24 protein-coding genes are annotated in these 20090 nt (G+C 67.0%); 16 read left to right on the forward strand and 8 right to left on the reverse strand.

Going from position 1 to position 20090, the window contains the following annotated elements:
• The first annotated feature begins 20 nt into the window (after window positions 1-20).
• From E5P2_RS08605 to dnaB, 6 genes are all read left to right on the forward strand, one after another.
• A complete protein-coding gene (locus E5P2_RS08605; protein WP_162566701.1) occupies window positions 21-515 on the forward strand; it encodes a hypothetical protein in 495 nt (164 codons plus the stop codon).
• A 120-nt stretch (window positions 516-635) separates the two neighbouring features.
• Window positions 636-1010, forward strand: coding sequence for a 30S ribosomal protein S6 (gene rpsF, locus E5P2_RS08610; RefSeq protein WP_028253450.1), 375 nt, complete (start codon window positions 636-638; stop codon window positions 1008-1010).
• 4 nt (window positions 1011-1014) lie between these two features.
• Complete coding sequence (priB, locus tag E5P2_RS08615) at window positions 1015-1317, forward strand: primosomal replication protein N (protein ID WP_232077002.1); 303 nt, start codon at window positions 1015-1017, stop codon at window positions 1315-1317.
• Window positions 1318-1338: 21 nt separating this feature from the next.
• A complete protein-coding gene (gene rpsR, locus E5P2_RS08620) occupies window positions 1339-1620 on the forward strand; it encodes a 30S ribosomal protein S18 (RefSeq protein WP_007830781.1) in 282 nt (93 codons plus the stop codon).
• A gap of 13 nt (window positions 1621-1633) precedes the next feature.
• The gene (gene rplI / locus E5P2_RS08625; protein WP_162566702.1) at window positions 1634-2086 is read left to right on the forward strand and encodes a 50S ribosomal protein L9; all 453 of its coding nucleotides are present in this window, start codon (window positions 1634-1636) and stop codon (window positions 2084-2086) included.
• Window positions 2087-2255: 169 nt separating this feature from the next.
• Window positions 2256-3659: a replicative DNA helicase gene (dnaB, locus tag E5P2_RS08630; RefSeq protein WP_162566703.1), complete on the forward strand. Its 1404-nt coding sequence runs from the start codon at window positions 2256-2258 to the stop codon at window positions 3657-3659.
• Between the two features lie 25 nt (window positions 3660-3684).
• Here the strand turns inward: dnaB and E5P2_RS08635 are convergent, their stop codons facing one another.
• The 6 genes from E5P2_RS08635 to E5P2_RS08660 all read right to left on the reverse strand — a co-directional run bounded on the left by E5P2_RS08635 (window position 3685) and on the right by E5P2_RS08660 (window position 8470).
• Window positions 3685-4392, reverse strand: coding sequence for a helix-turn-helix transcriptional regulator (locus E5P2_RS08635; RefSeq protein WP_162566704.1), 708 nt, complete (start codon window positions 4390-4392; stop codon window positions 3685-3687).
• Between the two features lie 55 nt (window positions 4393-4447).
• The gene (locus tag E5P2_RS08640) at window positions 4448-4903 is read right to left on the reverse strand and encodes a GyrI-like domain-containing protein (protein ID WP_162566705.1); all 456 of its coding nucleotides are present in this window, start codon (window positions 4901-4903) and stop codon (window positions 4448-4450) included.
• Window positions 4904-4939: 36 nt separating this feature from the next.
• Window positions 4940-5311: a VOC family protein gene (locus tag E5P2_RS08645; protein WP_162566706.1), complete on the reverse strand. Its 372-nt coding sequence runs from the start codon at window positions 5309-5311 to the stop codon at window positions 4940-4942.
• A 225-nt stretch (window positions 5312-5536) separates the two neighbouring features.
• Window positions 5537-7285: a PhoH family protein gene (locus tag E5P2_RS08650; RefSeq protein ID WP_162566707.1), complete on the reverse strand. Its 1749-nt coding sequence runs from the start codon at window positions 7283-7285 to the stop codon at window positions 5537-5539.
• A gap of 190 nt (window positions 7286-7475) precedes the next feature.
• Window positions 7476-7952, reverse strand: coding sequence for a peroxiredoxin (locus tag E5P2_RS08655; RefSeq protein WP_028253457.1), 477 nt, complete (start codon window positions 7950-7952; stop codon window positions 7476-7478).
• 122 nt (window positions 7953-8074) lie between these two features.
• Window positions 8075-8470 carry an Mth938-like domain-containing protein gene (locus tag E5P2_RS08660; protein ID WP_162566708.1) on the reverse strand — a complete coding sequence of 132 codons (396 nt, stop codon included), beginning with the start codon at window positions 8468-8470 and terminating at the stop codon, window positions 8075-8077.
• A gap of 66 nt (window positions 8471-8536) precedes the next feature.
• Between E5P2_RS08660 and E5P2_RS08665 the strand changes: the two genes are divergently transcribed.
• From E5P2_RS08665 to E5P2_RS08690, 6 genes are read left to right on the forward strand one after another with little or no spacing between them, the layout of a single operon-like run.
• Window positions 8537-9760, forward strand: a complete 1224-nt coding sequence (locus E5P2_RS08665) for a pyridoxal phosphate-dependent aminotransferase (RefSeq protein WP_162566709.1) — start codon at window positions 8537-8539, stop codon at window positions 9758-9760.
• 50 nt (window positions 9761-9810) lie between these two features.
• Entirely contained in the window at window positions 9811-11133 is a 1323-nt protein-coding gene (locus E5P2_RS08670) for a homoserine dehydrogenase (protein WP_162566710.1), read from the forward strand.
• On the forward strand, window positions 11133-12551 hold the full coding sequence (gene thrC, locus E5P2_RS08675; protein ID WP_162566711.1) for a threonine synthase: 1419 nt from the start codon (window positions 11133-11135) through the stop codon (window positions 12549-12551). Before E5P2_RS08670 ends, thrC begins: the two co-directional genes overlap by 1 nt.
• Window positions 12552-12566: 15 nt before the next feature.
• Window positions 12567-13112 carry a molybdopterin-guanine dinucleotide biosynthesis protein B gene (gene mobB / locus E5P2_RS08680; protein WP_162566712.1) on the forward strand — a complete coding sequence of 182 codons (546 nt, stop codon included), beginning with the start codon at window positions 12567-12569 and terminating at the stop codon, window positions 13110-13112.
• Window positions 13105-14358 carry a molybdopterin molybdotransferase MoeA gene (locus E5P2_RS08685; protein WP_162566713.1) on the forward strand — a complete coding sequence of 418 codons (1254 nt, stop codon included), beginning with the start codon at window positions 13105-13107 and terminating at the stop codon, window positions 14356-14358. Before mobB ends, E5P2_RS08685 begins: the two co-directional genes overlap by 8 nt.
• A 2-nt stretch (window positions 14359-14360) precedes the next feature.
• On the forward strand, window positions 14361-14612 hold the full coding sequence (locus tag E5P2_RS08690) for a MoaD/ThiS family protein (protein WP_162566714.1): 252 nt from the start codon (window positions 14361-14363) through the stop codon (window positions 14610-14612).
• On the opposite strand, the gene dapA is transcribed toward E5P2_RS08690, so the two are convergent.
• Window positions 14599-15489: a 4-hydroxy-tetrahydrodipicolinate synthase gene (gene dapA, locus E5P2_RS08695; RefSeq protein ID WP_162566715.1), complete on the reverse strand. Its 891-nt coding sequence runs from the start codon at window positions 15487-15489 to the stop codon at window positions 14599-14601. The genes E5P2_RS08690 and dapA overlap by 14 nt on opposite strands.
• A 246-nt stretch (window positions 15490-15735) precedes the next feature.
• Between dapA and E5P2_RS08700 the strand changes: the two genes are divergently transcribed.
• Window positions 15736-16212 carry a molybdenum cofactor biosynthesis protein MoaE gene (locus E5P2_RS08700; RefSeq protein ID WP_162566716.1) on the forward strand — a complete coding sequence of 159 codons (477 nt, stop codon included), beginning with the start codon at window positions 15736-15738 and terminating at the stop codon, window positions 16210-16212.
• Between the two features lie 22 nt (window positions 16213-16234).
• On the opposite strand, the gene E5P2_RS08705 is transcribed toward E5P2_RS08700, so the two are convergent.
• A complete protein-coding gene (locus E5P2_RS08705) occupies window positions 16235-17128 on the reverse strand; it encodes a LysR family transcriptional regulator (RefSeq protein ID WP_162566717.1) in 894 nt (297 codons plus the stop codon).
• A 129-nt stretch (window positions 17129-17257) separates the two neighbouring features.
• Here E5P2_RS08705 and E5P2_RS08710 point away from each other — a divergent pair, with 129 nt between their 5' ends.
• Genes E5P2_RS08710 through E5P2_RS08720 form a run of 3 tightly spaced genes read left to right on the forward strand, consistent with a single transcriptional unit; the run spans window position 17258 to window position 20086 of the window.
• Complete coding sequence (locus E5P2_RS08710; RefSeq protein ID WP_162566718.1) at window positions 17258-18172, forward strand: diiron oxygenase; 915 nt, start codon at window positions 17258-17260, stop codon at window positions 18170-18172.
• Window positions 18173-18183: 11 nt separating this feature from the next.
• A complete protein-coding gene (locus E5P2_RS08715; RefSeq protein ID WP_232080626.1) occupies window positions 18184-19167 on the forward strand; it encodes a tripartite tricarboxylate transporter substrate binding protein in 984 nt (327 codons plus the stop codon).
• Window positions 19154-20086: an alpha/beta hydrolase gene (locus E5P2_RS08720; RefSeq protein ID WP_232080627.1), complete on the forward strand. Its 933-nt coding sequence runs from the start codon at window positions 19154-19156 to the stop codon at window positions 20084-20086. The genes E5P2_RS08715 and E5P2_RS08720 overlap by 14 nt, the downstream gene beginning before the upstream one ends.
• Window positions 20087-20090 lie beyond the last annotated feature (4 nt).

Below are 20090 nucleotides of genomic sequence, written 5' to 3' on the forward strand. Positions count from 1 at the left end.
GTTCTTCGCGTGAGGAAAGCATGATTCTCGTCAAGACCCCGGTCGGACAGCAGGCGTTCAAGGAGCGCTCCGTACGGCTCACGCCGCGCCAGCGTTCTGCATTCATCCTCTTCGACGGCTATCGATCGGTGAACGAAGTGCTCGATGCCGGCGTCGGGGTCGCGCGCGAAGACATCGACCAGCTGATCGAACTCGGACTGCTGGGGCAGGTGGGCAGCTCGGCCGATGCCGCGAACGCCGGTCAGCTGTCCAAGCCGAGTGCCGTGGCAGCAGCGCCGGCGGTGGTTCCTTCTTCATCCGATCCCGTCCCCGCGCGCTCGAACCAGCAGCGTTACAAGGACGCCTATCCGATTGCCACCCGGCTGACCGGGAGCCTCGGCTTGCGCGGATTCCGGCTCAACCTGTCGGTCGAAGGCACCTCGAGCTACGAGGAATTGCTGGCGCTCATGCCCAAGATCCGCGCCGCCATCGGCCCGGAGAAAGCGGCGCCGCTCGAGCACGCGCTGGGCGACTGACGGCCTCCCGGTACTGCCGTCGCGGGCGTTGCCTGCTATAATTTACGGCTTTGCCTTGCCACACCGCGACCGACGCTGCGGGTGGCTTATCCCTTCCACGGAAGATCCATAAGGAGTGCCATGCGTCACTATGAAATCATTTTGCTGATCCATCCGGATCAAAGCGAGCAGGTTCCGGCCATGCTGGAGCGCTACAAGGGCCTGATCACGGCCGGCGGCGGCAAGGTCCACCGCGTCGAAGACTGGGGTCGCCGTCAACTGGCCTACCAGATCAACAAGCTCAACAAGGCGCACTACCTGTGCGTGAACATCGAGGCCGAGCAGGCCGTGATGGCCGAACTCGAGCATGCCTTCAAGTTCAACGACGCCGTTCTGCGCCACCTCACCGTGGTCAAGAAAAAGGCCGACACGGGTCCGTCCTCGATGATGAAGACCGTCGAGCGCGAAGAAGCCCGCAAGGCCCAGCAGGCCGAGTACGCCGCCAACAACAACTGAACATGTGAGCACTGCCGCGGTCAATCAGCTGGTGCTGACTGCCTGCGTCGTCGAACTCGGCTCCTTGCGTTTCACGCCGGCCGGCCTTCCCGCCATCGACCTGCGACTCGAACACGAGTCGACAGTGATCGAAGCGGCGCAGGCCAGGCAGGTCAAGACGGCCCTCAAGGCCGTTGCGTTCGGCGCAGTCGCCGAGCGGCTCGCAAGGCAGGCGCTGGGAAGTCTCTGGTGTTTTCAGGGCTTTCTCGCGACACCGGGTACGGCCAAGCATCCAGTGCTGCATATCCAGGATTTTCAGCAAGATTAATTTTCGACAAGAGGTCCCACCATGGCCACGTTCAAGAAATTCAACAAAGACAAGCGCCCGAAGCGCAACACCCAGTCGCTGCTGTTCAAGCGCAAGCGCTTCTGCCGCTTCACCGTCGCTGGCGTCGAAGAGATCGACTACAAGGACATCGACACGTTGCGCGACTTCATCAGCGAAAACGGCAAGATCATTCCCGCACGCCTGACGGGCACGCGCGCGATCTACCAGCGTCAGCTCAACACCGCGATCAAGCGCGCACGCTTCCTCGCGATGGTGCCGTACAGCGACCAACACCGCGTCTAAGGAGCCCGACACCATGCAAGTCATTCTTCTGGAAAAGGTCGTCAACCTCGGCGTGCTCGGCGAGATTGTCAAGGTCAAGGACGGCTACGCCCGCAATTTCCTGATTCCGTTCGGACGCGCCCGCCGCGCCACAGCGGCCAACAAGGCCGAATTCGAAGCCAAGCGCGTCGAGCTCGAAAAGGCAGCCGCTGCCAAGCTGGCCGAATCGCAAGCCCAGGGCGAAAAGCTCGGCGGCACCGTCGTCAAGCTCACGCAGAAGGCTGGCGTCGACGGCCGCCTGTTCGGCTCGGTCACCAACCACGACATCGCCGAAGAGCTCGGCAAGCAAGGCTACAAGGTCGCGAAGTCGCAGGTGCGCATGCCCAACGGTCCGATCAAGATCGTCGGCGACAGCACTGTCACCGTGGCGCTGCACACGGACGTGCTGGTCGAGATCACTGTCACGGTCTACGGCGAAAGCACCTGATCGTCCGAAGCGCATTGCGCTCACGCCAAGAGCCGCCCGCGGGCGGCTTTTGTTTTTGGCGGCCAGGGTTGTCCCCTGCGCTGCACCGAAAAATCACCGTTTATCCACAGCGTTATCAAGGTGACGCGGCCCGCCCAGCGCCTTAGCATGTGCGGTTGCAAGGAAGTTCATGTCTGCTGTCTTTTCCTATGCCGACAACGACCCGTCGGCCGATCGCCAGATCGCCCAACTGCGCATCCCGCCGCATTCGATCGAGGCCGAGTCGAGCGTGCTCGGCGGCCTCTTGCTCGACAACGGCGCCTGGGACCGCATGGGCGACGTGGTGGTGGACAGCGATTTCTACCGCCATGAACACAAGCTGATCTACGCGGCGATCGGAACGCTGATCAACGCCAGCAAGCCCGCCGACGTCATCACGGTCTACGAGCAACTGCAGAACCTGGGCAAGGCCGAGGAGATCGGCGGCCTGGTCTACCTGAACTCGCTCGCGCAGTACGTGCCGAGCGCGAGCAACATCCGCCGCTATGCCGAGATCGTGCGCGAGCGCTCCATCCTGCGCAAGCTGGTGAGCGCGAGCGACGAGATCGCGACCAATGCCTTCAACACGCAGGGCAAGGCGGTCGACAAGATCCTGGACGAGGCCGAGCAGAAGATCTTCAACATCGGCGAGGAAGGCTCGCGCATGAAGCAGGGCTTCCAGGGCATGGATTCCCTGGTGGTCGAGCTGCTGGACCGCGTGACCGAGATGGCCGACAACCCGAACGACATCACGGGTGTGCCGACCGGCTTCATCGATCTCGATCGCATGACCTCGGGTTTCCAGGCCGGCGACATGATCGTGCTGGCCGCGCGGCCGTCGATGGGCAAGACGGCGCTGGCGATCAACATCGCCGAGCACGTGGCGCTCAACGAAGGCCTGCCGGTGGCGGTGTTCTCGATGGAAATGGGCGCCTCGCAGCTGGCGGTGCGCATCGTCGGTTCGATCGGCCGCATCGATCAGACCCACCTGCGCACCGGCAAGCTGACCGACGAGGAATGGCCGCGCCTCACGGAGGCGATCGAGAAGCTGCGCAACATCTCGCTGCACATCGACGAGACACCGGGCCTGACCACCAGCGAGCTGCGCGCCAATGCACGCCGGCTCGCACGGCAGTGCGGACAGCTCGGCCTGATCGTGGTCGACTACCTGCAGCTCATGAGCGTGTCGACCAGCATGAACGACGAGAACCGCGCAACCGCCGTCGGCGAGATCTCGCGCGGCCTCAAGATGCTGGCCAAGGAACTGAAGTGCCCGGTGATCGCGCTGTCCCAGCTCAGCCGCGGCGTGGAGTCGCGCACCGACAAGCGTCCGATGATGAGCGATTTGCGCGAATCGGGCGCCATCGAACAGGACGCGGACGTGATCATGTTCATCTACCGCGACGACTACTACAACAAGGACAGCAAGGAGCCCGGCGTCGCCGAAGTGATCATCAGCAAGCAGCGCAACGGGCCGACCGGTACCGTCAAGCTGGCCTTCCTGAAGCCGATCACCAAGTTCGAGAGCCTGGCGGGCGGCGGCGCCGATTACTGAGCAAAGGCCCGGGGCGCCAATGGCGCTATGGCTGCAGCGGTACGGGTTTCAGCGGGGTGGCCTGCATGCGCCGGAGCATCTCGGCCAGCGTCTTGCCGGGCTCGTCGCGAAAGCGCTCGGGCAGCACCTCGATGGCGTCGATGCGGTCGAGCCTGAAGTCGCGAAAATCGCTTCGCAGCTCGCACCAGGCCGAAAAGGTCCAGACCTTGCCCCAGTAGAAGCAGCCGAGCGGCCGAACGATGCGCTGGCTCGGGGCGCCGGCCACGTCGCGGTAGTCCATCGACAACTTGTGGTGCGACTGCACGGCTTCGCGCAAGGTCTGCAGCCGCGTGCGCGTGCGTTCGTCGAGCACGAGCGCGGGCGCATACAGCGCGATGCTCTCGGCGGATGCACGCGCCGCCAGCGGCAGCACCGACAGGATCTTGCCGAGCGCAGTTTCCATGTCGCGCGCCATTGCCGAGTCGACCCAGCTCTGCGCGAGCCGTGCCGCCGCCACCAGCGCCGAAGCCTCATCCTGCGTGAACATCAGCGGCGGCAAGTCGAAGCCTGCGCCCAGCCTGTAGCCCACACCGGCCTCGCCTTCGACCGGCACGCCCTGGCGCTGCAGGTCGGCGACGTCGCGATAGACCGTGCGCTCCGAGACTTCGAGACGCTGCGCCAGGAACGCCGCTGTCGTGAGCCGGCGCCCGCGAATGAGCTGGACGATCTGGAACAGGCGGTCGGCGCGGCGCATGCGGTCGAATCATCAGGGCCGCACGAAGTGGGCAAGGCTGGGGGTGGGCTTCATCTCAATTCAGGATCACGCCAATGTAGATCGCAACTTGCTCGGGTCCGCTGTAGGCCTCGAAGTCGCTGCGGTAGCGGCGCCTGACTTCGGGGTGCGCGTCGAAATACTGCCAGATTGCCTCCCAGACCGCGAGCGCCATCTGGGGCATCTGCCCTTCGCCCGTGAAGACGAGGTAGTCCCCGCCATCGATTTGCACGGCCGACGGGCCGCCCGAGACGGCGACACCGGTGGTGACGGCGAAGGCGCCGTGCGCTTCGGATTCGTAGTCCGAATAGACGCCATAGAGCCGCATGTCGTAGGTCCGGTTCGGCACCTTCTGGTAGACGCGTTCGTCGAAGAAGCGGTCCCAGAGCATGCCGATCCGTGCGACCGGAAGATTGCCTTCCGTGCGGTTGTCGGTGCGTGCCGTCAGGCCGGCGACGCGAAAGGGCTCGAGACGTTGGATCTGGGGTTGCATTTCTTTCTCTCTTTCTTCGTCGTCATGGTTGCGACCTCAAGCCAGGGCGTGCAGGCCGACTTCGTTGCCTTCAGTGTCGCGCAGGTGGGCGATGAAACCCATCTCCGCCGGCAGTGCGGATTTCGGCGCGACGATCTGCCCACCCGCTGCGACGACGCGCGACAGCACGGCGTCGATGCTCGGCATGCAGTCCAGATAGATGCGGATGCCGCTGCCCGACTCGGCGGCGCGGTGGCCGCCAGCCATCAGGCAGCCGCCGATGGCTGGCTCGTCGTGCGGAAACACGGCCAGTGCTTCGCCGCCGAAGTCCTCGCGCTTGAGCTTCCGTCCAAGGACCTTTTCATAAAAGGCCTGAGCCCGATCCATATCGGCGACCGGGATTTCGAACCAGTTGATGGCGCTAGTCATGAGGCTTCTCCTTCGGTGAGTGAAGCCCTCATGCTGCGCGACGACTACTGACAACGTGGTGTCAGCAGCCTTCAGCAGGACAAGAACAATGGCCGCGCGCCGCGCCGGCCCCTGCGTGAAACACCAGGGAACCGGCTTCGCCGGTCCCTCGGTGTTGCCCCCGGCAGGGGGTGCAGAGCCACACGAAGTGGGCGAGGCTGGGGGCGAGCGAAAGACCGGGGTGAGCTAAAGCACTTCGCTCGCGAAGTCCGCCAGCCGCGACCGTTCGCCGCGTGCCAGCGTGATGTGCCCGCCATGCGGCCAGCCCTTGAACTTGTCGACCGCGAAGGTGAGCCCCGACGAGCCTTCGGTGAGGTAAGGCGTGTCGATCTGCGCCAGGTTGCCCATGCAGATGATCTTGGTGCCCGGGCCGGCGCGCGTGATCAGCGTCTTCATCTGCTTGGGCGTCAGGTTCTGTGCCTCGTCGATGATCACGTACTTGTTGAGGAAGGTGCGCCCGCGCATGAAGTTCATGCTCTTGATCTTGATGCGGCTGCGGATCAGCTCGTTGGTCGCGGCGCGGCCCCATTCGCCCGCACCACCGCTGTCGCCCTTGGCCAGGAACTCGAGGTTGTCGTCGAGCGCACCCATCCACGGGCCCATCTTTTCTTCCTCGGTGCCCGGCAGGAAGCCGATGTCCTCGCCCACGCTCACGGTGGCGCGCGTCATGATGATCTCGGTGTAGCGCCTGTCGTCGAGCACCTGGGTCAGGCCCGACGCCAGTGCCATCAGCGTCTTGCCGGTGCCGGCGGTGCCGGTCAGCGTGACGAAGTCGACCTCGGGATCCATCAGCAGGTTCATCGCGAAGTTCTGCTCGCGGTTGCGCGTGTTGACGCCCCAGACGGCGTTCTTGGCCGAACCGTAGTCCTTGAGCGTCTTGAGCACCGCGGTCTTGTCGCGGATCTCGGTCACGCGCGCGTACATGCTGGGTTCGCCGGCCGCCTCGAAGTAGACGAACTGGTTGATGTAGAGATTCGGCACGATCGGGCCGCTGATCCGGTAGAAGGTGTTGCTGCCGCTCTGCCAGCTCTCGATCGTCTTGCTCTGGCGCGTCCAGAAATCAGCCGGCAGCGGGAGCGAGCCCGCGTAGAGCAGATCGCCATCCTCGAGGGTCTTGTCGTTCTGGTAATCGTCGGCAGCCAGGCCGAGTGCGCGCGCCTTCACGCGCATGTTGATGTCCTTCGACACCAGCACCACCTCCTGCTTCGGACGGCCGGGTGCGTCCTGCGCGTAGAGGTCGCGCAGCGCCTGGACCACGCCCAGGATCTGGTTGTCGGCCTTGCCCTGCGGCAGGCTGGTCGGCAGCGAATAGTCGAGCGGCGAGGTCTGGAAGAACAGCTTGCCGCCGGCCTCGCGATGGCCGGTCGTGTCGAGCTTGAGCCCCTTGGCGATGTCGGCACCCTGCGCGCCCGCGAGCGCGTCGAGCGTGCGGCTGGTCTGGCGGCCGTTGCGCGCGACTTCGGTCGTCCCCTTCTTGTGGCCGTCGAGTTCTTCCAGCACGATCATCGGCAGGAAGATGTCGTGCTCCTCGAAGCGGAACAGGCACATCGGGTCGTGCAACAGCACGTTGGTGTCGAGCACGAACAATTTGGCCGGGCCGACCTGCTTCGCGCGTTTGGGACGCGGCTGCCCCTGAGGCGCCGCAGCAGGGACCGGGGTGCTGAGGCGGACTTCGGCCCGGTTGTTCTGCGGTGCAGGCTGCGGCGCGGCCGGCGCCTTCAACTGCGCGGGAGGCGGCGCCTCGACGATCCCGCCACCTTCCGTGGCGTGGCGATCGAAGAGCTCGAGCGGCTGCGGTCCGTTCGATCCCGACTCGTCATGTCGTCGATCGGACGAGCGCCGGCCGCTCCTGCCGTGCGAGGAACGGGCGGGCGCGTCGTGCGCGTCCGGCGAAAGCAGTGCGGCGCGCTTCGTGGGTGCGGGAGGCAAGGGCATGGGTAGGTTCGCTCGCAGAAAAGAAGAAGCCAGAAAGCGAAAAAGCCGCCTGAAGACCAGGGCGGCTTTGTTCGGTGGATGCGGTCGCGGAGCTCAACGGCATGAAGCCATTATGCACATCGCGTGTGACACATCGCAGCAGTGTTGCAGATCGCCGACGCGAGCGCGCGAAAGCTCACGAAGGTGGGGATCAGGCCGCTTTCTTGAGCGCCTTCACGGCCTTGAGCACGTCGTCCACGTGACCGGGCACCTTGAGCCCGCGCCATTCGGCCTTGAGCACGCCGTCGGGGCCGATCAGGAAGGTGCTGCGCTCGATGCCCTTGACCTTTTTGCCGTACATGATCTTGTTCTTGACCACGCCGAACATGTGACACATCTTTTCTTCGGTGTCGGCGATCAGTTCGAAGGGAAGCTCGAGCTTGGCCTTGAATTCGTCGTGCGACTTCATGTTGTCGCGCGAAACGCCGAACACGGTGGCGCCAGCCTTCACGAAGTCCTTGTAACGGTCACGGAATTGCATCGCTTCGGTCGTGCAGCCGGGTGTATTGTCCTTGGGGTAGAAGTACATCACCAGCACGTGACCGAGGTGCGAGGTGTTCGAGACCTTGAGGCCGCCGGTGGCGTTGGCGTCGAATTCGGGAATGGGTTTGTTGACAACGATCGCCATGAAACTTGTTTTCTCCGTTTGAGTCCATGCCCGAGCCGTCTCGAAAACATGGAGGATTGGTCGTTGCTAACTGAGGGCGGGCCGCCGGTTTGCAACCCGCGATTTTACCCCGAAAAAGCCAACTACTCCCCCGATTGCCCACTCGGCGGGCTCTCGACCAGCAGGGCGGCGACCACATGCCGGCCTTCGCCCGCGAGGATGTTGTAGGTGCGGCAGGCCGCGGGCGTGTCCATCGTCTCGACGCCCGTACGCTGCGCCATGAGTGGCTGAAGCCACGCCGCCTGGGGAAAGCGGATGCGCGCGCCGCTGCCGAAGATGATCAGTTCGGCGCCCATGGACGCGAGGCGTTCGAAGTGCTCGGGCCCGAGTTCGTCGAAGCTGTTGCAGTCCCAGGCGAAGCGTTCGCCGCGCGAACCGACCACGACGCTGGCCTCGACCCGTTCGTTGTTGATGGCCACCCAGCCGGGGCCATGTGCTGTGAGGGTCTGAACGTCGGATTTGTCGGGCTGAAGCTTCATCGGGAGACCGGGGGAACTGTGGTCAAATTATAGGTTTTCCCCTGCGCAGACCCCCTTGGAGGGACTTTGAAACCGCTCAAGAAATCGGCCAAGCTGGCCAACGTGCTCTACGACATCCGCGGCCCGATCATGGACGCCGCCAAGCAGATGGAGGAAGAGGGCCAGAAGATCATCAAGCTCAACATCGGCAACCTCGCCGTGTTCGGCTTCGATGCGCCGGAAGAGGTCCAGCAGGACATGATCCGCAACCTGCCGGGCTCGGCCGGCTATTCGGACAGCAAGGGCATCTTCGCGGCGCGCAAGGCCGTGATGCACGAAACGCAGAAGCAGGGCATCGCGGGCGTGACGCTCGACGACATCTACCTCGGCAACGGCGCCAGCGAACTCATCGCGATGGCCACCAACGCGCTGCTCAACGACGGCGACGAACTGCTGCTGCCGGCGCCCGACTACCCGCTGTGGACCGCGGTGACCAGCCTGTCGGGCGGCAAGCCCGTGCATTACCTCTGCGACGAGGACGACGGCTGGATGCCGAGCCTCGACGACATCCGCGCCAAGATCACGCCGCGCACCAAGGGCATCGTGGTCATCAACCCTAACAATCCCACGGGGGCGCTGTACTCCGACGACCTGCTCAAGGGCATCGTTTCGATCGCGCGCGAGCACGGGCTGGTGATCCTCGCCGACGAGGTCTACGACAAAGTGCTCTACGACGGCGTCCGGCACACCGCCATCGGCAGCCTGTCCAAGGACGTGCTCACGCTCACCTTCAACTCGCTGTCCAAGAGCTACCGCTCCTGCGGCTACCGCGCCGGCTGGCTCGTGGTGTCGGGCGACAAGAAGGTCGCGCAGGACTACATCGAGGGGCTCAACATGCTCTCGAACATGCGCCTGTGCCCCAACGTGCCGGGCCAGTGGGCGATCCAGACCGCGCTCGGCGGCTACCAGAGCATCAACGACCTGGTGGGCCCGGGCGGGCGCCTGCGCCACCAGCGCGACCTGGCCTACGAGCTGATCACCGCGATCCCCGGCGTGAGCTGCGTCAAGCCCAGTGCCGCGCTCTACATGTTCCCGAAGCTCGATCCGAAGATCTACCCGATCGAGGACGACCGGCAGTTCTTCCTCGACGTGTTGAAGGAGACCAAGGTCATGCTGGTCCAGGGCACCGGCTTCAACTGGGCGACGCCGGATCATTTCCGCATCGTGTTCCTGCCGCATGAGGAAGACCTGCGCGAAGCGGTCGGCCGCATCGCCGGCTTCCTCGAACGCTACCGCACCCGCATGGCCTGACGCCGGCCTGCCACGACTTTCCTGCTCCCCCTGCTCCAGAGACGAATCGAATGAAACCCATCCAAGTTGGCCTGCTCGGCATCGGCACGGTCGGAAGCGGCACCTTCAAGGTGCTCCAGCGCAATCAGGAAGAAATCAAGCGCCGCGCGGGCCGCGGCATCGAGATCACCATGGTCGCCGACCTCGACGAAGCGCGCGCCCGGGCCGTGGTCGGCGAGGGCGTGCAGGTGGTCGGCGATGCGCGCGCCGTGATCGCCGATCCCGACATCGACATCGTGGTCGAGCTGATCGGCGGCTACGGCATCGCCAAGCAACTGGTGCTCGAGGCCATCGCGGCCGGCAAGCACGTGGTCACCGCCAACAAGGCGCTGCTCGCGGTGCACGGCACCGAGATCTTCGCGGCCGCGCATGCCAAGGGCGTGATGGTGGCCTTCGAAGCCGCCGTGGCCGGCGGCATTCCGATCATCAAGGCGCTGCGCGAAGGGCTCACGGCCAACAGCATCCAGTGGATCGCCGGGATCATCAACGGCACCACCAACTTCATCCTGTCCGAGATGCGCGACAAGGGCCTGGACTTCGGCACCGTGCTGAAGGAGGCGCAGCGCCTGGGCTATGCCGAAGCCGACCCGACCTTCGACATCGAAGGCGTCGACGCCGCGCACAAGGTCACGCTGATGAGCGCGATCGCGTTCGGCATCCCGGTGCAGTTCGACAAGGCGCACGTCGAAGGCATCACCAAGCTCGCCGCGCAGGACATCAAGTACGCCGAGCAGCTGGGCTACCGCATCAAGCTGCTCGGCATCACCAAGCGCACGGCGCAGGGCATCGAGTTGCGCGTGCATCCCTCGCTGGTGCCGGCCAAGCGGCTGCTCGCGAATGTCGAGGGTGCGATGAACGCGGTCGTGGTCAACGGCGATGCCGTCGGCACCACGCTCTACTACGGCAAGGGCGCGGGCAGCGAGCCCACCGCCAGCGCAGTGATCGCCGACCTGGTCGACATCACCCGCCTGCACACGGCCGATGCCGCGCACCGCGTGCCGCACCTGGCCTTCCATCCCGACGCGATGAGCGACCTGCAGGTGTTGCCGATGGCCGAGGTCGTCACCAGCTACTACCTGCGCCTGCGCGTGGCCGACCAGGCCGGCGTGCTGGCCAAGGTGACCGGCCTGCTGGCCACGGCGGGCATCAGCATCGACGCCGTGCTGCAGCGCGAAGCCGACGAAGTCGGCGGCGAAGGCTCGACGCAGACCGACCTCATTATCCTCACGCACGACACGCGCGAGGGCACGCTCGACGACGTGCTCGCCGAACTGCAGGCGCTGCCCTCCGTGCTGGCGCCGATCGTGCGGATCCGCAAGGAAGAGCTGTCCTGATGCGCTACCTGTCCACGCGCGGCCATCCCGATCGCCGGCATTTCTGCGAGATCCTGCTGGAAGGGCTCGCACCCGACGGCGGCCTCTACCTGCCCGAGCGCTACCCGGCGGTCGATGCCGCCATGCTGGCCAAGTGGCGCGGCCTGCCTTACGCCGAACTGGCCTTCGAGATCCTCTCGCTCTACATCGACGACATTCCCGCGGCCGACCTCAAGGCGCTGTGCGCGAAGACCTACACCGCCGAGGTGTTCGGTTCGGCCGAGATCGTGCCGCTGCGCGAGCTGGAAGACGGCGTCTACCTCGAAGCCCTGTCCAACGGCCCGACGCTCGCCTTCAAGGACATGGCGATGCAGCTGCTGGGCAACTTGTTCGAGTACGAACTCGCGCGCCGCGGCGAGGCGCTCAACATCCTCGGCGCGACCAGCGGCGACACCGGCAGCGCGGCCGAGTACGCGATGCGCGGCAAGAAGGGCGTGCGCGTCTTCATGACCTCGCCCGACGGCCGCATGAGCCCGTTCCAGCAGGCCCAGATGTTCAGCCTGCAGGACGCGAACATCCACAACCTCGCGATCGCCGGCGTGTTCGACGACTGCCAGGACATCGTCAAGGCGGTGTCGAACGATCTCGGCTTCAAGCGCAAGTACCGCATCGGCACCGTCAATTCGATCAACTGGGCGCGGCTGCTGGCGCAGGTCGTCTACTACTTCGCGGGCTATTTCCAGGCCACGAGCGGCAACGATGCCAAGGCCAGCTTCGCCGTGCCTTCGGGCAACTTCGGCAACGTCTGTGCCGGCCATGTCGCGCGCATGATGGGCCTGCCGATCCACACGCTGGTGGTGGCGACCAACGAGAACGACGTGCTCGACGAGTTCTTCCGCACCGGCGTCTACCGTGTGCGCGCGGCCGCCGACACGCACGAGACCTCCAGCCCGTCGATGGACATCTCCAAGGCCAGCAACTTCGAGCGCTTCGTGTTCGATCTGCTGGGCCGCGACGCCGCGAAGACGCGCGCGCTGTTCGAGGGCGAACTCGGCCGCAGCGCGCGCTTCGATCTCGGCGCCGATCCGCTCTTTGCGCAGGCCGCGACGCGCTTCGGCTTTCGCAGCGGCCGCAGCACGCATGCCGACCGCCTGGCGACGATCCGCGACACCGACCGGCGCTTCGCGACGCTGATCGACACCCACACCGCCGATGGCCTCAAGGCCGCACGCGAGCACCTGACGCCGGGCGTGCCGATGGTCGTGCTCGAGACCGCGCTGCCGATCAAGTTCGCGGCGACCATCGTCGAGGCCCTCGGGCGCGAACCCGAGCGCCCGGCGCGTTTCGAAGGCATCGAAGCGCTGCCCAAGCGCGTCGTCAAGCTGCCGCCGGACGCCGAGGCAGTCAAGGCCTACATCGCACAGCACTGCGACGACTGATCCGGCAGGCCAGGCATGAACGTCATCGGCTTTGCCGGCTTCTCGGGCGCAGGCAAGACGACGCTGGTCGAGCGCCTGATCCCCGTGCTCAGGCGGCACGGCCAGCGCGTCTCGGTGGTCAAGCACGCGCACCACAACTTCGACATCGACCATCCGGGCAAGGACACCTACCGCCATCGCGAGGCCGGCGCCTTCGAGGTGGTCGTCGCCTCGGACCGCCGCCTCGCGCTGATGCGCGAGTTCGAGCAGCCGGCGCAACTCGGCGTGCGCGAGCTCATCGCCGAACTCGACCCTGGCGTCGACTGGGTGCTGGTCGAAGGCTTCAAGCACGCCGACCTGTTCAAGATCGAGGTCTGGCGTCTGCCCGCGGAAGGCGAGGCGCCGCGGCCCGCGCGCTATGGCGAGGATCCGTTCATCGCCGGCATCGCCACCGACACGCCGCAGCATCTGCCCACGCCGACCGCCTTGCCCGTGTTTGACCTCGACGACATCGATGGCATCGCGGCCTGGCTGCTGCTGAACGCCCCGCGTTTCGACTACAAGGTGAAGTCCCATGGCTGACAAGTCTTCTTCTCCCCGTCCTCCCCTGATGCCGCTGGACGAAGCGCTCGCGCGGCTGCTCGCCTTCGCCACGCCGCGCGTCGGCAGCGAGGGCGTCTCCACCTTCGAGGCCGACGGCCGCGTGCTGGCGCAGGACGTGGTATCCGCGCTCACGGTGCCGCCGCGCGACAACAGCGCGATGGATGGCTACGCCGTGCGCACCGCCGATTGCGCCGCGGCCGGCGCGGTGCTGCGCGTGGCGCAGCGCATCCCGGCCGGCAGCGTGGGCACGGTGCTCGCGGCCGGCACGGCGGCGCGCATCTTCACCGGCGCGCCGGTCCCCGAGGGCGCCGATGCGGTCGTGATGCAGGAGGAAACGGCCGCACTGTCCGAGGACGGCAGCCTGGGCCGCGTGCGCATCGAGATCGCGCCGGCGCCCGGCCAATGGATCCGCCGCGCCGGCGAGGACGTGGCAGCAGGCGATGTCGTGCTGTCGCGCGGCGAGCGTCTCACACCGGCCGGACTCGGCCTCGCCGCGAGCGTCGGGCTCGACCGGCTGCAGGTCGCCAAGCGGCCGCGCGTCGCGCTGCTGTCGACCGGCGACGAACTCGTGATGCCCGGCGAGGTGGCGCCCGAGGCGATGAAGCCGGGCTCGATCTACAACTCCAACCGCTTCTTCATGCGGGCGCTGCTCCGGCGCCTGGGCTGCGAGGTCAACGATCTCGGCATCGTGCCGGACCGGCGCGAGGCGACCATCGAGGCGCTGCGCGACGCAGCGCTCGGCAGCGACCTCATCATCACCACGGGTGGCGTCTCGGTCGGCGAGGAAGACCACATCAAGGCCGCCGTCCAGCACCTGGGCCAGCTCGATCTCTGGTCGCTTTCGATGAAGCCGGGCAAGCCCTTCGCGTACGGCCGCATCGGCGATACGCACCTCACGGGGCTGCCGGGCAATCCGGTGTCGAGCTTCCTCACCTTCCTGCTGCTCGTGCGGCCCTTTCTGCTGACGCTGCAAGGCGCCAGCCGCGTGGCGCCGCAGGCGGTCGCGATGCGCGCCGATTTCGACTGGCCGCGCGCCGACCGCCGGCGCGAGTTCCTGCGTGCGCGCCGCAATGCCGCCGGCGGGCTCGAGTTGTTCTCGAACCAGAGCTCCGGCGTGCTGACCTCGATGGTCTGGGGCGACGGCCTGATCGACACGCCGGCGGGCCAGCCCTTCAAGGCGGGCGACATGGTGCAGTTCATCCCGCTCGCTGCGCTGCTCTCGTAGCCATGAAGCTCACCGTGCGCTACTTCGCCTCGGTGCGCGAGGCCCTGGGCACCGGCAGCGAGACGCTGGACACCGCAGCGCCCGACCTGGGCGCGCTGCGCGACGAACTGATTGCGCGCGGCGAGCCGCATGCCAGCGCGCTGGCCCGCGGCCGTGCCGTGCGCATGGCGCTCGACCAGGTGATGAGCAACGAAGCCGCCGCGCTGCGCGAAGGCAGCGAAGTCGCCTTCTTCCCGCCCGTCACCGGCGGCTGAGCGCGGCCTGCATTGGCACAAGCCGCTCGCGCAGCGCGGCCGATGCGCGTGTCATCGGCGCGCGCAGTTCGTCGTGCAGCAGGCCTTCGGCCGCGAGCGCTGCCTTCAACGGCCCGGGGTTCGCTTCGGCGAACAGCGCCTCGATCAGCGGCAGCAACGGCTGCCATTGCGCACGCGCCTCGGCCAGCCGTCCTTCGCGCAGCAGCCGCAGCACCTCGACGAAGCGCGCGGTGTGCAAATGCGCGCTGGCCGCGATGGCGCCGGCACCGCCTTCGGCCACCGTGCCGAACAGCTGGGCATCCTCGCCGGCCAGCACCTGGAGGCGGCCATCGGCAATCAGCGCGCGCGTCTTGGCCGCGTCGCCGCCGCAGTCCTTGATCGCGCGGATGCGCGGATGCGCCGCGAGCGCGCGCAGCGTCTCGCATGCGATCGGGATGCCGGTGCGGTAGGGAATGTCGTAGACCACGATCGGCACCGTGCTGGCTTCGGCGATGGCGTTGAACCAGTCGACCAGTCCTTGCTGCGAAGGCCGGATGTAGTGCGGCGCCGGCACCAGCAGGCCGGCCAGCGGGTATTCGCTCAGCCGCCGGACCCACGCCAGCATCTTGCCGAGGTGGTAGCCCGACATGCCCATGATGCGCGGCAGCGCGGGCGCTGCCTCGGCGACGGTCGCCAGCACCGCGAGCTGCTCGTCGTCGTCGAGCGCGGCCGCTTCGCCGGTCGAGCCGCAGACCACGAAGCCGGCGATGCCCGTCGGGGCGAGCCGCTCGACCAGGCGCGCAAGCGCGGCGTGGTCGACGGCGCCGTCACGGGTGAACGGCGTGACGAGCGGAATCCAGAGGCCAGAGAAATCGATGGAGGATGAAGAGGCAGACACGCAGCTTTCCTTTCAGGAATCGACCGATGGAAGAACCACCGTCGCATGCGCGCGCGCCACTCGCTTCGGCCAGAGCCTTGCAGTTCCGTCGCTCATCCGACGACGGAACCGAAGCTCCGGTCAGACGAGCTCGGGTTTTTTGGCTTTGCCTTCCACGCGCACGCGGCTCGTTCCTTCGGCAGGAGCGAGGAGGAGCGTGGCGCTGCGAGGCATCGGTGAAGTCTAGCGCAGTGCCACAATCCGCGGATGGCTGCCGCCCGCGTTTCGATCCAGACCGAAGACTTCGATCTCCAGCAGGAGATCGCCGCCTTGCGCGCCCAGGACGCGCGCGTCGGCGCGGTCTGCAGTTTCATCGGCACGGTGCGCGACCGCAACGACGGCGCCGCGGTGGCCTCGATGGAACTCGAGCACTACCCCGGCATGACGGAGAAGGCGATCGAGGCCATGATCGACGAGGCCCATCGCCGCTTCCACATCCTCGGCGCGCGCGTGGTCCACCGCGTGGGCCTGCTGCAGCCGCTGGACCAGATCATGATGGTGGCGGTGGTCGCGGCGCACCGCGGCGAAAGCTTCCAGGCCTGCGAGTTCCTGATGGACTACCTCAAGACGCAGGCGCCGTTCTGGAAGAAGGAAGAGACGCCCGAGGGTGCGCGCTGGGTCGATGCGCGCGTGGCCGACGATGCCGCGCTCGCGCGCTGGGGCATCGCGGCCGGCAACGCCTGAGGGCGTCCGCCGGCGCTGCCGTTCACGGCCGGCTCAGCCGGTGCGCCATCGCCACGAAGGCGCCCAGTGCCGGGTTGGCATTCGACGGGCGAAAGGCCAGCCCGAGTGCATAGCGGACCGGCGCATTGCGCCTGCGGACCTGCAGATAGGCCACGTGCTCGGTCTGCACCGCCTGCATGGCCTGCGGCACCAGCGCGATGCCCAGGCCGCTGCCCACCAGCGCCAGGATGGTCTGCATCTGGGCCGCCGCCTGGACGAAGTTCGGTATGAAGCCGCAGTCCTGGCAGGCCGCCATCACCACGCTCTCGAAGCCCGGTCCTTCCTTGAACGGAAAGCCGACGAAGGACTCCGCGGCCAGGTCGCGCAGCTGCACGCGCTGCTGGCCGGCGAGCGGGTGCGATTGCGGCACGGCCAGCATCAGTTCCTGCTCGCAGAAGGGCTCGACCCGGAAGTCCCGCGCATCGTGCAGCGGCGGCACCACGATGCCGACGTCGGTCGCGCCGCTGAGCAGCGCCGCCATCTGCTGCGAGGTGGTGTCGCCGGTCAGCACCAGCTTGACGTCGGGATGGTCCTCGCGAAAGGCGCGCAGCAGCCGCGGCACCACGCCCAGCGCGGCGCTGGGGACGAAGGACAGCCGCAGCGTGCCGAGCTTGCCCGCCGCGGCGCGTTGGGCGATCTCGATCGACAGTTGCGCGTGCGCCAGCGTGCGCCGGGCTTCGTGCAGGAAGGCCTCGCCGGCCACGGTCAGCCGCACATGGTGGCGGGTGCGGTCCAGCAGCGAGACGCCGACATCGGCTTCGAGCCGCTGCACCGCCACGCTCAGCGGCGGTTGCGAGACATGCAGGCGCTCGGCCGCGCGGCGAAAGCTGCGCTCTTCCGCGACCGCGACGAACTGCCGGAGCTGACGAAGGTCCATCGGCGGATTCTAGGGATGGTGATTCGTGCCGACGATCACCAGCCCCTGAAAACGGTATTGGACGCGAAGCGGGCGCTGTCACAGGATGTGACCGAAACGCGCAACCCCTTCCTTTCGAAAGCCCCATCGATGCAGCCATCCCTCCTCGAGGAACTGACCCCCGTTCCCAACCCGTATCCCATCAAGTCCGAGCTCGAATACCCCGACGTCTGGCGCCTGTGCGAGCAGGCGCGCGAGCTGGCGTGGAATCCGGCCACGATCGATTTCTCCGACCTTCGCGAGGCCGATCTGCCCACCGCCGTGCGCGAGGCCGGCGCCGAATGGTGGAGCCTGCGCGCCTGGATGGAGCACGGCGCGATCCCCTATGGTGCGGAGCGGCTGCGCGAGGCGATCTTTGCGCACCAGCCCTTCGAGATCAAGCAGCACATCGTCAATTTCATCGCCGAGGAACTGCGCCATCACGAGGCCTCGTTCCTGGTCGCGCGCGGCCTCGCGGGCTACCAGGACGAGCCGCGCGCCGACTACTTCAAGGCGGTCATCCCGCGCTTCCACGACGAGCGCGACGAGAAGGCGATGTCCTTCTTCGCCGGGCTCGCGGTCAACACGCTGTTCGAACAGCTCTCGGGCGAGCTGCTGCAGGCGCGCTACGAAAACGCGCGCTTCAAGTCGATCCGCACCGCGTGCCAGCTGGTGCTGCGCGACGAGGCGCGGCACATCCAGTTCGGCCGCATCATCATGCGCAGGTTCTTTTCCGAGCTGTCCGCGGACGATCGCCGGCTGATCGGCGAGAAGGTAGCCAAGAAGTTGCGCGGCAGCCTGCTCAATGGCGTCTATGCCGTGGTCAACCTGCCCGACGAGGAACGCGAACGCGCCGGCCGCAACCGGGCGCTGGCGGCCGAACACGGGCTCGGCGCGACCCATCCCGACGAGGAGATCGCGATCATCCGGCGCGGGCTGGAGCAGATCCGTGCCGACGTCGCGCCCTACGGCGTCGAGATCCCGGAAGTGCCCGAGGTCGACCGCGCGCCGGCCGCGGTGCATTGAGGAGCGCCGCGATGAATTCATGGACGATGCGATTCGGCCGCTGGCTTCTGGCCGCAGCCGGCACGGCCGGGCTCGCGCTGGCAGCGCATGCGCAGGGCGCGTATCCGAACCATCCGGTGGTGATGGTGGTGCCCTATCCGGCGGGCGGCTCTGCGGACATCCTCGCGCGCACCGTCGGGCAGAAGCTCGGCGAGCGGCTGGGCCAGCCGGTGGTCATCGAGAACCGCGGCGGCGCCGGCACCGCCATCGGCGCCCGCTATGCGGCGGGCGCGGCGCCCGACGGCTACACGCTGCTGATGGGCACGGTCAGTTCGCAGGCCATCAACCCGGCGATGAACAAGGTCGGCTACGACCCGATCAAGGACTTCACCGCGGTGGCGCCGGTGGCCTCCATTCCCTTCGTGCTGGTGGCGAATCCCTCGCTGGCCGCGAACAGCATCGCCGACGTGATCGCGATGGCCAAAGCCAAGCCCGGTGAACTCAGCTATGCCTCCGCCGGGCCCGGTACGTCGAACCATCTGGCCGGCGAGCTGCTGGCCTCCGCTGCGCAGATCCAGCTGCTTCATGTGCCGTACAAGGGCAGCGCACCCGCGCTCAACGACGTGCTCGCGGGGCAGGTGCCGCTGATGTTCGATCTGCAGGCGACGGCGGCCCCTTTCGTTCGTGCCGGCAAGCTCAAGGCACTGGCCGTGACCGGCAAGACACGCAGCTCGGCCATGCCGAACGTGCCGACCGCGATCGAGAGCGGCTTGCCCGGCTACGAGGTCACGGCCTGGTTCGGCGTGTTCGCGCCGGCCGGCCTGCCGACCGCGATCCGCGACCGGCTCAACGCCGACATCACCGCCGTCATCAAGACGCCCGACATGCAAAAGCGTCTGCACGACCTCGGTGCCGAACCCGACTACGGCAGCGCCGAGGCCTTTGCCGACTTTGGCCGCAGCGAGGTCGTCAAATGGGCGGGCGTCATCAAGAAGGCCGGGCTTGCGCAGCCCTGAGCGCGTGTCGTCCCCGCCCATGGTCGAAGGCCCGCAGGCGCTGCGTGCGCTGATGGCCGAGATCGGCCCGCGCTGGGCGCTCGACCTGCGCGGCAACAGCCAGCGTGTGAAGGACGCCTATGCGCCGCTGCTCGCCAGCGCGCCGAAGGCGGGCATCGCGGTCGCGCGCGATCTGGCCTACGGCACGCATGCGCGGCAGGTGATGGACATCTTCACGCCGCCCGATGCGGCGCGGGCGCCGGTGGTGGTGTTCGTCCATGGCGGTGCCTTCGTGCGAGGCGACAAGCGCGCGAGCGACGAGATCTACGACAACGTCCTCTACTGGTTCGCACGCCAGGGCTGCGTCGGCGTCAACCTCGAATACCGGCTCGCGCCGGAGGCGGCGTACCCCGACGGCACGCGCGACGTGGCGCAGGCGATGGCCTGGCTGAAGATGCATGTGGCGCAGCACGGCGGCGATCCGGCGCGCATGCTGCTGGTGGGCCATTCGGCCGGCGGCACGCATGTGGCGAGCTACGCCTTCGCGCCGATGTGGGCGGAGGGCTGCCATGCGCAGGCGGTCGTACTGGTGTCGGCGCGCCTGCGGGCCGACCAGTTGCCCGGGAACCCCAATGCGGCCGGTGTCAAAGCCTACTTCGGCGACGACGCGTCGCTCTACGAGCAGCGCTCGCCGGTGAACTTCGCAGCCCACGGCACGCTGCCGGCCCTGATCGTGACGGCGGAGTTCGAGAATCCGCTGCTCGACGTCTACGGGCTCGAATTCGCGCACCGGATGGCGGCGGCGCGCGGGCACGCGCCGCGCTACCTGCAGATGAAGGGCCATAACCACATGTCGATCGTGGCCCATTTCAATGGCGGCGAAGAGACGCTGGGCCGGGAAATCATGGACTTCTTTTCGGCGCTTGCGCCAGCCGGCTGAGGAG

Origin of the sequence: Variovorax sp. SRS16, assembly GCF_901827165.1 — a bacterium.
Lineage (GTDB): Bacteria > Pseudomonadota > Gammaproteobacteria > Burkholderiales > Burkholderiaceae_C > Variovorax.